Source organism: Amycolatopsis circi (assembly GCF_003385235.1).
Lineage (GTDB): Bacteria > Actinomycetota > Actinomycetes > Mycobacteriales > Pseudonocardiaceae > Amycolatopsis > Amycolatopsis circi.
Genome location: NZ_PQIA01000026.1, coordinates 23,214 through 36,347, shown reverse-complemented (window position 1 = coordinate 36,347; position 13,134 = coordinate 23,214). Strand labels below are relative to the sequence as shown.

Below are 13,134 nucleotides of genomic sequence, written 5' to 3'. Positions count from 1 at the left end.
GGCTTCACAACACCTTCGCCAGCGCGACAAACCGGTCCGCGAGCCCGTTGGTGATCCTCTCGAACCACTGGTCGCCCTGGCCCTCCGTAGCTAACTCGGGCCGATCGGTATACCCGTCGATGTCCCGCCAGACCTTTTCGGAATGAATGTCCACATCAGACACCCTGGCGACCTGCTTGGGCTGCTTCCGAGCCGCCGTCTCCTGAACCAATTCCCCGCGAACCGCCAGCATCATCGAGGTCTCGAACTGGCCAGCATGCCCAGGCACGATGTCCTCCGGCGCAAGGACCCGCCAATAGTCAGTATGCGCCACCGCAAGCCCATGCCGGGTCGACGCAGCCCCCGCGAACGCGTGGCAGACGCCGACGTTGCCCCCGTGCCCGTTGACCACAACCAGTCGCTTCCCGCCCTGAACCGCGATCGATCGCGCCAAATCGTCCAACACGTGCAACAAGGTCTGCGTGGAAAGGGAAAGCGTGCCGTTGAAGGGAAGATGATGATCAGAAGCCCCGTACGGAATCGCCGGCGCAAGCAACAACGCCCGCTCGGCCCGCGGTGCCGCCACCTCAGCCGCCCGCTCGCACACGGCAGCCGCGAGAAACGCGTCAGTGCCAGTAGGCAAATGCGGCCCATGCTGCTCGGTCGCGCCGATGGGCACCAAGACGAGCGCCTCGGAAAGCACCCCGCGCACCGCGGCGCGGTCGGCCTCCGCCCAGCGCAAGAGTGCGCCCACGACGTCTCCCCGATACTCCGGTTGGCCTATCTTCCGGTATTTCGTAGAAATCTTCCTTATTCAGGAAGATAGTCGATCGAGGCAGGAGAAGCAATGCCGTTGGCGAGGAGGCAAGAGGAAGCCCGGCCAGAGGTCGGACCCGGCCGGGCAGCGGGGGTGCGGGGGAGGTTTACCGGTCGGTTGGATCCTTCAGCACCCGCAGCGCGGGCTCCGTACCGTTGGCAGGCCGGGTGACGTCGACCGCGAGATACACGACGCCGTGCGCGGTCGCATCAGCGGCGAAAAAGACAGAGGCAACGATGACAGCCGGATCGCTGAAATTTCAGTCTCACCGGTGAATAGCGAAGGCCGCTCGGCAATGTGGCGCTGAAAAATAGCGAGATGGTGTCTGGCTAGGTCTCGGGATATTCACAACACAAACCCCAGCCGCCGCGAGACCTCCTGTCCAACCTGCACCACACCCCGCACCGCGGCCTTCCGCTTCTCCCCAACCAACTGCCGCGCAAACCCCGTCACCCCAACTGCCCCGGCGACAGCGCCCTCGGCATCGAAGAACGGCGCGGCAAGGCAAGCGATCTCAGCCTGCTCCTCCTCGCTCTCAATCGCATACCCATCCGCCCGCACCTTCGCCAACAACGCCAGAAACTGCCCCGCATCGGGAGCAGCAGCCTTCGGCCCCACTCCACGCGAAAGCCGCGACAGCAACGGCTTCAGTTCGGCCTCCGAAAGATGCGCAGCGATCGCCCGCCCCAACGCGGTCAAGTCGAACGGCGCGACCTTCCCCCGATAAGTATCGAACTGAACAAACCCAGGCGTGGAAGCCTTAGCGACATAAACCACCGAGGCGTCCTCCAGGATTCCGACATGCGCAGGCATCCCAAGGCTTTCCGCAAGCCGCCGCAAATCAGCCTGGACCAGGGACGGCAGGTCGACCTTCCGGACCAACTCGATGGCCAGGCCGTAAAGACGCAGGGTCGGCCGCCAGAAGTGGCTTCGGCCGACTACCCGGCGCACGGCGTAACCCCGCTGCTCCAGCGTGTAGGCGATAGACGCGCAGGTGGCGAGCGGCACCCCGGCGGCCTTCGCGAGTGCCGTCAGCGTCAGCGGTTCCTCGGCCCGTACGAGTGCTTCCAACACCGTCAGCGTCCGGTCCGCGGCCGGCGACGCTGCTTTGCCCGATGCGTCGCTCATCCGGCACCAACCTTTCGGATACCTGTAGTCATCTTCGGAACACGGTAGCGTCCGGTCAACCGCCTGGCTCGATACGCTCGATCGTCTGTGCTGCCCAAGACCGAATGGCTTCAGTCTGCGAGGGAGACAGCGTCTCCAGGAAGTGGCGGCGAATGTTGTCGCCGTGGACCGCCAAGGCCTCCTGAATGACCGAACGGCCATGGGAGGTCAGGCTGATTCCAGTGCGGCGTCCGCTGGGGCCGCTGCGGGTCGGCGTGACCAGGTCGCGCGACTCCATCCTGGTCAGCTGGTGCGAGACGCGGCTTTTCTCCCAGCCGAGGGACTCGACCAGGTCGGCGACGCGCGCTTCGTGGCCAGTGGTGCGCCAAAGGGTCACGAGAACGCTGAACTCGGCCTTCGAGATGCCGCAGGCACGTTGCAGTCCGCGGTCGAGTTCGCGGGTGAGCAGGCGTTGAGCGCGCACCCAGGCGTTCCACAGCTCCCAATCGTCGGGCGTCATGGGCAGGGAGCGTACCTCGGTGAGTTGACTCATCAACTGCGACAGTCCTAGAGTTGATGCATCAACTTTGGGGAGGGTTCATGCGGACGTTGCTCCAGAACGGAACCGTGATCAGTCTCGACCCGGCGGTGGGAGATCTCCCGCGCGGCGACGTCCTGATCGAGGACGGGCGGATCGCGGCGGTGGGGCCCGCGATCCGAGCCGAAGCCGAGATCGTGGACGCGACGGGCAAGATCGTGCTGCCGGGGTTCGTCGACACCCACCGGCACACCTGGCAGACCGCGTTCCGGGGGATCGGCGCGGACTGGACGTTCGCTGAGTACCGCGACGCCATGCACGCGAAGCTGAGGCCGCACTACCGGCCGGAGGACGTGTACATCGGCAACCTGCTGGGACGGCTCGAAGCGCTCAACTCGGGCGTGACGACCATGCTTGACTGGTTCCACTGCTCCGATCTTCCGGAGAGCGCGGACGCGGCGATTGATGCCCTCGACGAGGCTGCCGGAAGGTCGATCTTCTGTTACAGCGCAATGGAACCAGCGGACGCCGCCCGCGTGCGGAAACGGCTGCCGGGCGACGAAATGGCGTTCGGGCTGCGCGGCCCGATCTTGACCACAATGGACACGACAGCTGCCGATGTCGCGTTGGCGCGGGAACTCGGACTCCGGGTGAGTGTGCACATCCACCGCTCGGTTTGCGAATCGATTCCCGAGATGCACGAGCGAAACCTGCTTGACGACCGGACGACGATTGTTCACGGCAACGGTCTCACCGACGAACAGCTTGCGATCCTCGGGGACGCGGGCTGTTCGGTGACGATCAGCCCGGATGTCGAGCTGAAGATGGGGTTCGGGTGGCCGGAAACCGGACGTCTGCTGGCTGCCGGGATCCGGCCGTCGTTGTCGATTGACGATTGTCCATCAGTTGGGGGTGACATGTTTTCGGCTATGCGCACGGCGTTCGCTGCGCAGCGCGGTCTTGACGGCAGTCTCGTCGCGCGCGATCTGCTCGAGTTCGCCACTGTGGACGGTGCTCGGACCTGTGGACGAGACGACCGGGCAGGAAGCATCAGCGTCGGGAAGGATGCGGATCTAGTGCTCATCGACGCGGAGGACTTGTCGGTGTTTCCGGTCAACGATCCTGTGTCCACAGTGGTCACCGCTGGGCATCCAGGACTGGTGGACAGCGTTTTCGTCGGGGGAAGGGCGGTCAAGCGGGACGGCCGGTTGCTGGGGGTCGATCTGCCGAAGCTACGGACCCAGTTGCTGGAATCGCGCGACCGCATCGCGGAGGCGGCCGGACTGGTGGTCCAGTGAAGTTCCTGGAGACGGATCGGTTGCTGCTGCGGCGATTCACCGAAGCCGACGTCGAGAATCTGGTCCAGCTCGACAGCGACCCGCAGGTGATGCGGTTCCTGACCGGCGAGCCGACGCCTCGTGCGGAGATCGAGCAGAAGGTGCTCCCCGCCATCCTCGGCGGCTACGAGCGCGGCCCCGCCGGGCGGTGGGCGGCGATCGAACGGGAGACCGGCGAGTTCATCGGCTGGATTTCGCTGGACCCGCCGGAAGACGGCAGCACCACGGAGCTGGAACTGGGCTACCGGTTGATGGCGAAAGCCTGGGGCCGGGGCTACGCGACGGAAGGCTCCCGGGCGGCGATCCACAAAGGATTCACCGAACTGGGCACGCGACGGGTGTGGGCGCAGACGATGGCGGTGAACACCCCGTCGCGCCGGGTGATGGAACGGTCTGGGCTGACTTACGTCCGCACGTTCCATCTCCACTTCGACGACCCGTTGCCGGGAACCGAACACGGCGAGGTCGAGTACGAACTGACCCGGGACGAGTGGGCTGCCAAGGCGTAACCGCCGAGTGCCCGCGGCTTACTGAGGCGAGGAAAACCGGACGTATCCGCGTGGCCTCGGAAAGAGCTGCCTTAAACTCCGGGCATGTCATCGGGCGCCGCGCGAGCCGGCCGGGGAGGGGCGGAACGCGAGCCCGGGTCCCGGCTGGAGTTCGCCGTGCTCGGACCGGTCCGCGGCTGGTACGGCGGGCAGCCGCTGGAACTCGGGCCGGTGCTGCGGACGACGATGCTGGTCGCGCTGCTCCTGCGGCCGGACGTCACGGTCAGCCGGGCCGAGCTGGTCGACCGGGTGTGGGGCGAGCATCCGCCGGAGAGCGACGGCGTGCCCGGCTATGTCTATCAGCTGCGGAAATCTCTGGCGGCGGCCGGTGCGGACGCGAAATCCGTGCTGCGGACCGATCCAGGCGGATACCGGTTCTCCGCGGCAGGCGTGGGCATCGACGCCGTGCGGGTCGAGGAAATCGCCGCTCGTGCCAAGAAAGCCGCCGCGGCCGGTGGGCTCGCCGCGGCGGCGGACGGATACGGCCAGGCGCTGGCCTTCTACGAGGGTGTTCCGCTGGCCGGACTGCCCGGTCCGTTCGCCGAACGGGAGCGGCGCCGGTTTGTCGAACGCCGGATCGGGCTGGTCGAAGGCCGGACGGACGCGCTGATCCGGCTGGGGGACTACGAATCGGCGATCAGCGAGGTGTCGGCTCAGCTCGCCGAGCATCCGGACCGCGAACCGCTGACCGGGCTGCTCATGCGGGCCTTCTACGGCGCCGGCCGACAGACCGACGCGCTCGACACCTGGCGCGAGTTCCGCGGCCGGATGCTCGACGAGCTGGGGCTCGAACCCGGCGAAGACCTGCGTCGCGTGCACGACGCGGTGCTGCGCGGTGATGATGGCGCGCTCGGCGTCGCAGCACGGCCTCCCGCACCGCCCCGGATCCGGGACGAGCTGCCGCACGACGTCGGAGAGCTGGCTGGTCGCGACGCCGAGCTGGCCCGGCTCGCCGCGCCGGGCAGCGCGGTGTCGGCGGTCGACGGGGTGCCGGGGTCCGGAAAGACGGCGCTGGCGGTGCGTGCGGCCCAGTTGCTGCGTGAGGAACATCCCGACGGCTGCCTGTTCGTCGGCCTGCACGGGCACAGCACCAGCCGGGCCCCGCTCGCTCCGGTGCGGGTGGTGCGCCGGTTGCTGCGATCGGCGGGCGTCAACGATCAGAACATTCCAGACGACTTGGACGAACTGTCCGCGAACTGGCGCGCCGCCACCGCCCCGCTGCGCCTGGTGCTGGTGCTGGACGACGCCGTCAGCGCCGAACAGGTCCGCCCGCTGCTGCCCGGCGGGACCGGAAACCGCGTGCTGATCACCAGCCGTCGCCGACTGCCCGGTTTGGACGTTGAACGCCGGATTTCCCTGGGACCGTTGACTTCCGACGCCGCTGCTGGCCTGTTGAGCCGGATCGTCGGCGGGGCGCGCGCGGGTCGGGAACGCGACGCCGTGCGCGAACTGGCCAGCCTGTGCGGACGGCTTCCGCTCGCCCTGCGCATCGCGGGAGCCCGGCTGCAGAACCGTCCGATGTGGACTTTCCGCGACCTGGCGGACCGGCTCGCCGACGACACCAGCCGCCTCGGCGAACTGACCGCAGAGGAACGCAGCGTCGAGGCCGCATTCCGGCTCTCGTACGACCAGCTTCCGGTTGACACGCAACGTGCTTTCCGTACGCTAGGCCGCGCACCTGCACCCGAGTTCGACGAACTGGTCCTCGCCGCGATGCTCGGTTGTTCCCGGCGCGCGGCGGAAACCGTACTCGAAGATCTGGTCGACGCGAACCTGGTGCAGGCACCCGCTGCGGGCCGGTACCGGATGCACGACCTGGTCGCGGTTTATGCGCGCCGACTCGCCGCCGATGAACCCGACGTCGCCAGCGGACTCGGGGTGTATCTGCACGCTTGCCGCGCCGCGAGCGAATGGGGCGAACCCGGTTTCCCCAGCGGTCCGGTACCGACCGAATCTCCTTTCGCCGGACTGGTCGACGCTTCAGCCTGGCTGGACCAGGCAGGCGACCTGGTCGAGGTGGTCTCGTCCGCGGTCGCCGCAGGCCACCCGGACTACGCGTGCTGGATCGCCGAGGGGGCCGTCGACTACCTCGTGCGGCGCATCCGGTATCGCGAATGCGTTGCCCTGCTGGAAGTCGCACTGTCCGAAGTAGACAACGTGGCGGACCGGCGGATGGCGACCGCGCTGCGCTTCGGACTCGGCTGGGCGCACCTCGCGCTGGGCGATTCCGCGCAGGCTCGGCAATGGTGCGAAGAAGGCCTGCGAATCAGCCGCGAAACCGGCGATCGGCGCGAAACGGCGCGAGGGCTGTGCGGACTGGGAATGGTCACGATGCTCGCCGGACCGCTGGAGGAAGCGGAACGGGTGCTGAGCGACGCCCGGGCGCTGGCAGTCGAAGTAGCGGACAGCTGGCTGGTCGAACGCGCGGTTTCCGGGCTTGGGTATGTGCATTTCAAGCAGGGCAACTATGAACTCTCGCTAGCCTGTTTCGCCGAATCACGGGAAGTCGCGGTCTCGACCGGAAATCCGGCGATGCTGGGCCGCGTTTCCAGCCACATCGGCAGCGTCCGGCTGCACCTGGGCCGGTCTGCGGAAGCAGTGGAACCTCTGCGCGAGGCGGTGGAATTGGCCGAGCGGGTCGACGACCGGTTGTTGCTGGTGAGTTCGCTGTCGAGGCTTGGCAGTGCGGAGCAGGAATTGGGGAGTCTGGATCTCGCGCTCTCGTACCACTTGCGGGCGCTGGGGGTGCTGACCGACCAGATGTCGCCGTGGGCGGAGATCGAGGTCCGGAACCGGCTGGGTGCTTGTCGGCAGGCGCGGGGTGAGGACGCGGCGCCGCGGGAGCAGTTCGATCTCGCTGCCGCGGTGCTGACCGAGGCGAACTGAGCGACCCACTTGACCCGCTCGGCCGGGTCGGCACGGCGGCCGACCCGGCCGGTTCAGTGGTGCTCGATCAGGAGGAGCGGATCGCCTCGATCTCCAGGACGAGTTCGATTTCCTTCGACACGAGAAGGCCGCCCGATTCCAGCACCATGTTCCAGACCAGTCCCCAATCCTCGCGGTTGATCTTGCCGCGCGCGGAGAACAGCGCGCGATCGTTTCCCCACGGATCGCGTGCGTGCCCGAGATACTCCACGGCGAGGGTGACCGGACGCGAGACTTCCTTGATGGTCAGGTTTCCGGTCATGGTCGCGATGCTGCCGGTCGCGGTGACCGAGACCGATTCGAACGTGGCGCGCGGGTGCTGTTCCACGTCGAAGAAATCGCCGGAACGAAGATGGTCGTCCCGGGTCTGATCTCCACTGTCCACTGTGGCCATGTCGATGACCGCGCGCACTGTGGTGTCCTCGATCCGCTCGCCGATTTCCACCGTGGCGTCCACGCCGGTGAACCGGCCGCGGACCTTGGTGAGCAGGAAATGTCTGCCCACGAAACCGACCTCGGCGTGCCCGGGATCGACCTTCCACGTCCCCGCGGCGGGAAGTTCCGTTCCGGCGACCACGCGGGTTGCGTCTGTCATGTCGCTTTAGTCCTTTGCTCTCAATTGCCGGATTCGGTCGGCAGTCCGGCCGCGATCCAGTCGGCTTTGCCCTCGTCGTAGTCGAATACCTGGGTGTATCCGAGTTCCGAAAGGTGCTTCGCGACAGTGCCCGAGTTCTGGCAGGGCGAGTCGGCGCAGTAGACGATCACCGCGGAATCCTTGCGCGGCAACAGGGTGGGGGCGAGCTTCTCGACGTCGTCCACCGGCAGATTGAGCGCGCCGGGCAGGTGCGCTTTCGCGTAATAGTCGGCGGGCAGGGCTTCGACGACGATCGCCGATCCGGCGTCGATCCGCCGCTTGACCTCGTCCCGCGTGATGGGCTCGACCATCAGTCCTCCTCGAAGGATTTAAGTGCGTACGCACGCACTCTATACATTAGGTGCGCCCGCACGCAATGACCTACACTGGGCGGGTGAGCGACCCGAAGATTGGCTTGGAGGCCTGGCGGGCGATGCTGCTCGCGCACAGCGCCGCGGTGCGAGCCATCGAGACCGACGTGCAACGAGGCGGAACCGTGCCCCTGGCCTGGTACGACGTCCTGCTGGAACTGAACGCGGCGGGGAAGAAGGGGCTGCGGATGGCGGAGGTCGCCGACCGGGTGGTGCTCAGCCGGACGCGGGTGAGCCGGCTGGTCGACGAGATGGTGCGCGCCGAGCTGGTGACGAAGCGGCCGGAACCGGACGACCGCCGGGTCAGCTGGGCGGTGATCACCGACGAGGGGATCCGCGCGCTGCGCAAGACCGCGCCGGTTTATCTGCAGAGCATCGAACGGCATTTCTCGGCGCACGTCAGCGACGAGGAAGCGGCGGTGATCGGGAAGGCGCTGCTGCGGGTCGCGGAAAGCGGGAAGACCTCGCGGCAGGCCTAACGCAACCTCCATCGATGGTCCGCGGTCCCGTTGTCGCTGAACTGGACCACCTGTGCACTGTCCGCAGTGGACATTCCGTCCACTCCGAGCACCTTGCCGGAGTTGCGGTTCACGATCCGGAACCAGCCGCTTCCGTCGTCGAGCAGCCGCCAGTCGTGGTCTGGAGTGCCGTTGTCGGCGTACTGCACCACTGTCGCGCTGTCCGCGGTGGACATCTGGTCGACGCCGAGCACCTTGCCCGAGTTGACGTTGCGAACCCGCAGCCATCCTCCGGCCGCCTCGAAGGTCCACAGGTGATCGGCGGTGCCGGTGTCGCCGAACTGGACGACCCGGGCACTGTCGGCAGTCGACATCCGGTCGACGCCCAGGATCTTCGCCGAGTTCTGGTTCTCGATCCGCACCTGGCCGTCGGGCACCAGCTGCCACAGATGGTCGGCGGTCCCGTTGTCGGCGTACTGGACGACGCGGGCACTGTCCGCTGTGGACATCCGGTCCACGCCGAGGACCTTGCCGGAGTTGCGGTTGACGACTCGGAACCAGCCGTCGCCGTTGTCGATGAGCCGCCAGAGGTGATCTGCGGTTCCGTTGTCCGTGTACTGCACGACTTGGGCACTGTCCGCAGTGGACATCTGATCGACGCCGAGCACCTTGGCCGAGTTGTGGTTGCGGATCCGATACCAGCCGTCACCGTTCGGGATCAGGTGCCAGACGTGGTCCGCGGTGCCGTTATCGGTGTACTGCACCACTGTCGCACTGTCTGCAGTGGACATCAGATCGACGCCGAGAACCTTGCCGGAGTTCAAGTTCACGATCCGGAACCCAGCGCCGCCTCCGCCGGGAAGCCATGAAGTGCCGTCGGGTGCGGCGGTCGGGAAGGACGTGATCCGCAGCCGCGCCGCGCCCATCGGGATCAGCGTGACCGACTCGACGTCCGCCGTACTGCGTGCTGGTGATGGCTGCAGCGGGGTCACGACATTCTGGTCGTCCGCGGTCCATTCGGCAATTTTCCGCGCCGGAGCGGTGATCCGGACCGGCGTGGCGTCCGGAGTGAAGGGATTGTCTGGCAGCGGCCCGCCGGTGGCGGCGAAGGTCATCGCCGAAGCGTCGCCGACCAACCCGTAGTTCCACGGCGTGGTCGCGTGTACGGCGTACTCCGGGAACTGCGCGGAACCGCCGAGTTGCTCGTATCGTTCCCCGATCTGCAGCGAATACGTCAGCGGCCCGTGGTCGACCGAAAGGGAATTGTGGTTCGCGCGCCAGGTTCGCACGGAGGTTCGCTGCGGCAGGGTCAAGGTGACCACCTCGCCGTTCCGCCATACGCGCTGGACTTTCGCATACGCACGCCCGGCGGGAACCGCGACCGGCGCACCGGCCACGGTGAGCTGTGGAGTCGTGCACCAAGCCGGAATGCGGAAATACCAAGGAAAATTCAGCGGCTTAGGCGTCCGGATGGTGAAGGTGATCGTCTCTGAGAACGGATAGGTAGTGTCCTCATCGATAGTCACCGAGGTGCCGTCACCGACCTTCGCCGTGACGCTGCTCGCCGAGTACATCGAAGCGGCGAGTCCGTTGTCCGGAGTGGCCAGCCAGAGTTCCTCGGTGAAATACGGCCAGCCCATGCCGTAGTTGTGCGGGCAGCAGCGGTACTGGTCAACGGCGGGCAGATAGGCCTGCATCGCGAAGCCGTTCTGGAACTGGCCTTCGGTCTTGGGCACATTGTCGAGATCGATGCTGTTCGCACTGGTGATGTAGTGCACCGCGCGCCCGGCCGGATCGAGTGCGGCGGGCAGGGAGTTGAAGGCGAGATCCTCGCAGCGGTCGGCCCAGATCGGGTCGCCGGTGAGCCGGGTGAGCAATTCGTGGCTCGCCATGAACTCGACGATTCCGCAGGTTTCGAAGCCCTGCCGCGGATCGCCGTAACCGGGCCGCGCGTTCTCGTCTCCGGCGAACCCGCCGCCGGCGAATTGTCCGTACGCCGCCATGATCTGGTCATAGTCCTGATAGGACGCTTGGACCAGTTTCGCGTCGCCGGAACGCAGCGAGTACTGCGCTGGTTCGCGGAATCCCTGTGCCACGTTGACGTTGTGCAGACTCGGCAGATTGCCGACCCAGTTGGCCCCGTAACGGTGGATCTTGTCGGCGAGGTCGAGGAGGAACGCGTCGCCGGTGCGGTTGAACAGCCAGAAGACGCTGTCGAGGCCGTCGCCCCAGCGCATGTTCAGCCAGTCCGCGTCGAACACGTCGGTGCTTTGCGCGTTCATGTACCGGAAGAAACGGGTCAACAGCGGGACGATTCGCGCGTCGCCGCTGTACTCCTGCCACGACCGCAACGCCTGGATCATCGGCAGGTACGGCCAGAAGTGCGGCCCGCCCCGGAATCTGGTGCGCAGTTCGCTCGGGCCGAAGAAGCCGTCCGCCTGCTGGGTGGCGATGACCGCGTCGATCCAGCGCCGAGCCGAGTCCAGCGCGGTGCCGTCCCCAGTCACGATGGCGAGGTCGACGTACCCGCGCAGCCAGTACGGCAGTTCCTCCCAACCGCCGCGCTCGGGATGGACCCAGCCGGTGGTGGCGAAGTCGAGGAAGTGCGACGTTTCGGGGTAGTGGCCGCAGAGGCCGTCGAGCTGGAGCCGCAGTTGACCGGCGAGCCAGCCCTTCGGTTTGACCGCACCGGGCGGGAGTTTGAGGAACGCGGTGGGGGAGAGCGGGGCGGCGTTGGGCGTGTAGAAACCGCCGCGCTTCCGGCCGCGCACGGCGTCAGCGGTCCCGACGGACGCCGTGGTGAGCAGAGTGGCGACGGCCCCGGCGACGAAGTGTCTGCGGTTCAGCGGCATGGAGACCAGCCTCCACTCGTTACAACGTTGTAAAAGTAGAAATACCGGCTGGTGGGGCGGGGGACAACCGCCATCCGTCGTAGCTGATGGGTCAGCTCTCTGTCATGCTCAGCGGGCAATCTCATCGCTGGCGTGATCGGAGGCGGTCAGCGGCCGTTGCCAGGAGGGAACATCTTAAGTTCCCCGTGGCTCGACAAAGCGCCCGCTAAGTCGCCAGATCCGTTACGCAGCACGGAATCCAGAAACTCCAGACTGGCAGCAGCGACCACCCGCGGGCTCTCGATACGCCCCAGCGAGCCGACGATCGACGGCACCGGCGGCAGATACAAGGGGCCGTCCGTGAAGGTGAGGTGCGCGGCACCGGGAATGGTGAGCCGGTAGTTCGTCGCCGTGCCGCGCGCAAGCACCTCGGCGAGCTGAGACGGGTAACGCGGGTCGGTAGCCGGGGTAATGGCCTGGGTGAACGCGAGCGTCGGCTGGCCGAGGGCAGGCGACAGGGGGCCGTGAGGGAAGCCGTCCAGGTCGATGACGGCGTCGAACCGGTGGTCCCGCCTGGCTGCCTGCAGGGCGGCGGCACCGCCCATGGAGTGGCCGGTCGCGGCGACCCGGCCGGTGTCCAGGCGTCCGGTCAATGGGTCGGCATCGAGCCTTTCCAGGCGGGTCAGCGCGAAGCTGAGGTCGGCGGCGCGGATCGACGTCCATTGGTCGGCCAGCCGGTCGTCCTCGTTCCGATCGCCGGTGGAAACGGTCGCGGAGGTGATCGTCCGGCCGTCGGCGAGCACGACGGCGGCGGAGTCGTACGGATGGTCCAGCGCTGCGACTACGTAGCCGTGGCTGGCGATTTCCTCCGCCCATGCGGTGTTCTGGGTGCGCACTCCGCTGGACCCTGGCGAGAACAGCACGATCGGAAATCGTCCGCCCTCGGCGGCCACCGGGGCGTCGGGGATCGCGTGGGTGCGGGCGCGGGGGACACCGTCGAACAGGAAGCCCGGCAGGCCGACTCCCTGGGCGAGTGCTTGGGAGACGGTGCGAGCTTCGTCTTCTGTGCGTCCGAGGTACTGGGCACGCGGTGCGCCGGCCGGGCTGTTCTGCGCGGGGTACCAGAGCTGGGCGACGATCGTGCGCCGGTCTCGCGGGTCGGCTGTGAAGGTTTCCGGGCGGTCCGGGTCGGTCCACTGCAGCACTCGGGTGCCGACCGCGAAGTTGCCGGAGGGCGTCGGGAAGACGGGGACGGGAAAGGCCCACGCCGTGACAGGGGCCGTGACTATCAGGCCGACGCAGGCCACCGATCCCGGCAGCGCCAGCCACCAGCGGGCCCGCCGAGTACGGCTTCGGACGAGCGGGGAGAAGGCGAACGGCGCCGCGATCGCACCGCTGGCCAGCACCGGCAGCAGTTGCCAGCGGATCCCGGTCACGCAAAGCACGAGAGCGGACAGCAGGAACACCGCCCCGGCCGCGATGGTGACGCGCGGGCGGGCCGCGGCGGGCAGCCAGCGCGCTACCACCAGCGCGACGGCGCCGAGCAAAGTCAGGATTTCCAGCGGGGACAAGTTCATGTCGCCATATTC

General features: G+C 67.2%; 11 protein-coding genes. 4 read left to right on the top strand and 7 right to left on the bottom strand.

Translation table 11 applies throughout. The annotated features are described in order from the left end of the window. Positions 1-4: 4 nt before the first annotated feature. From D0D37_RS14305 to D0D37_RS14295, 3 genes are all read right to left on the bottom strand, one after another. Complete coding sequence (locus tag D0D37_RS14305) at positions 5-733, bottom strand: creatininase family protein (protein ID WP_116201014.1); 729 nt, start codon at positions 731-733, stop codon at positions 5-7. Between the two features lie 408 nt (positions 734-1,141). After that, complete coding sequence (locus D0D37_RS14300; protein ID WP_116201013.1) at positions 1,142-1,924, bottom strand: IclR family transcriptional regulator; 783 nt, start codon at positions 1,922-1,924, stop codon at positions 1,142-1,144. A 55-nt stretch (positions 1,925-1,979) separates the two neighbouring features. Continuing rightward, a complete protein-coding gene (locus tag D0D37_RS14295; protein ID WP_116201012.1) occupies positions 1,980-2,423 on the bottom strand; it encodes a MarR family winged helix-turn-helix transcriptional regulator in 444 nt (147 codons plus the stop codon). Between the two features lie 80 nt (positions 2,424-2,503). On the opposite strand from D0D37_RS14295, the gene D0D37_RS14290 reads away from it, so the two are divergent. From D0D37_RS14290 to D0D37_RS14280, 3 genes are all read left to right on the top strand, one after another. After that, positions 2,504-3,739: an amidohydrolase family protein gene (locus D0D37_RS14290; protein ID WP_116201011.1), complete on the top strand. Its 1,236-nt coding sequence runs from the start codon at positions 2,504-2,506 to the stop codon at positions 3,737-3,739. Further along, complete coding sequence (locus D0D37_RS14285) at positions 3,736-4,287, top strand: GNAT family N-acetyltransferase (RefSeq protein WP_116201010.1); 552 nt, start codon at positions 3,736-3,738, stop codon at positions 4,285-4,287. The genes D0D37_RS14290 and D0D37_RS14285 overlap by 4 nt, the downstream gene beginning before the upstream one ends. A gap of 84 nt (positions 4,288-4,371) precedes the next feature. Then, complete coding sequence (locus D0D37_RS14280) at positions 4,372-7,212, top strand: AfsR/SARP family transcriptional regulator (RefSeq protein WP_116201009.1); 2,841 nt, start codon at positions 4,372-4,374, stop codon at positions 7,210-7,212. 67 nt (positions 7,213-7,279) lie between these two features. On the opposite strand, the gene D0D37_RS14275 is transcribed toward D0D37_RS14280, so the two are convergent. Together D0D37_RS14275 and D0D37_RS14270 are read right to left on the bottom strand one after the other, a co-directional pair. After that, positions 7,280-7,846, bottom strand: coding sequence for a YceI family protein (locus tag D0D37_RS14275; protein ID WP_116201008.1), 567 nt, complete (start codon positions 7,844-7,846; stop codon positions 7,280-7,282). Positions 7,847-7,866: 20 nt separating this feature from the next. Continuing rightward, on the bottom strand, positions 7,867-8,196 hold the full coding sequence (locus D0D37_RS14270) for a rhodanese-like domain-containing protein (protein ID WP_116201007.1): 330 nt from the start codon (positions 8,194-8,196) through the stop codon (positions 7,867-7,869). Between the two features lie 83 nt (positions 8,197-8,279). Here D0D37_RS14270 and D0D37_RS14265 point away from each other — a divergent pair, with 83 nt between their 5' ends. After that, positions 8,280-8,735 carry a MarR family winged helix-turn-helix transcriptional regulator gene (locus D0D37_RS14265; protein WP_244223510.1) on the top strand — a complete coding sequence of 152 codons (456 nt, stop codon included), beginning with the start codon at positions 8,280-8,282 and terminating at the stop codon, positions 8,733-8,735. Here D0D37_RS14265 and D0D37_RS14260 read toward each other — a convergent pair. Both D0D37_RS14260 and D0D37_RS14255 read right to left on the bottom strand, forming a co-directional pair. Beyond that, the gene (locus D0D37_RS14260; protein WP_116201005.1) at positions 8,732-11,566 is read right to left on the bottom strand and encodes an RICIN domain-containing protein; all 2,835 of its coding nucleotides are present in this window, start codon (positions 11,564-11,566) and stop codon (positions 8,732-8,734) included. The genes D0D37_RS14265 and D0D37_RS14260 overlap by 4 nt on opposite strands. A 146-nt stretch (positions 11,567-11,712) precedes the next feature. Then, a complete protein-coding gene (locus D0D37_RS14255) occupies positions 11,713-13,122 on the bottom strand; it encodes an alpha/beta hydrolase family protein (RefSeq protein ID WP_244223509.1) in 1,410 nt (469 codons plus the stop codon). Positions 13,123-13,134 lie beyond the last annotated feature (12 nt).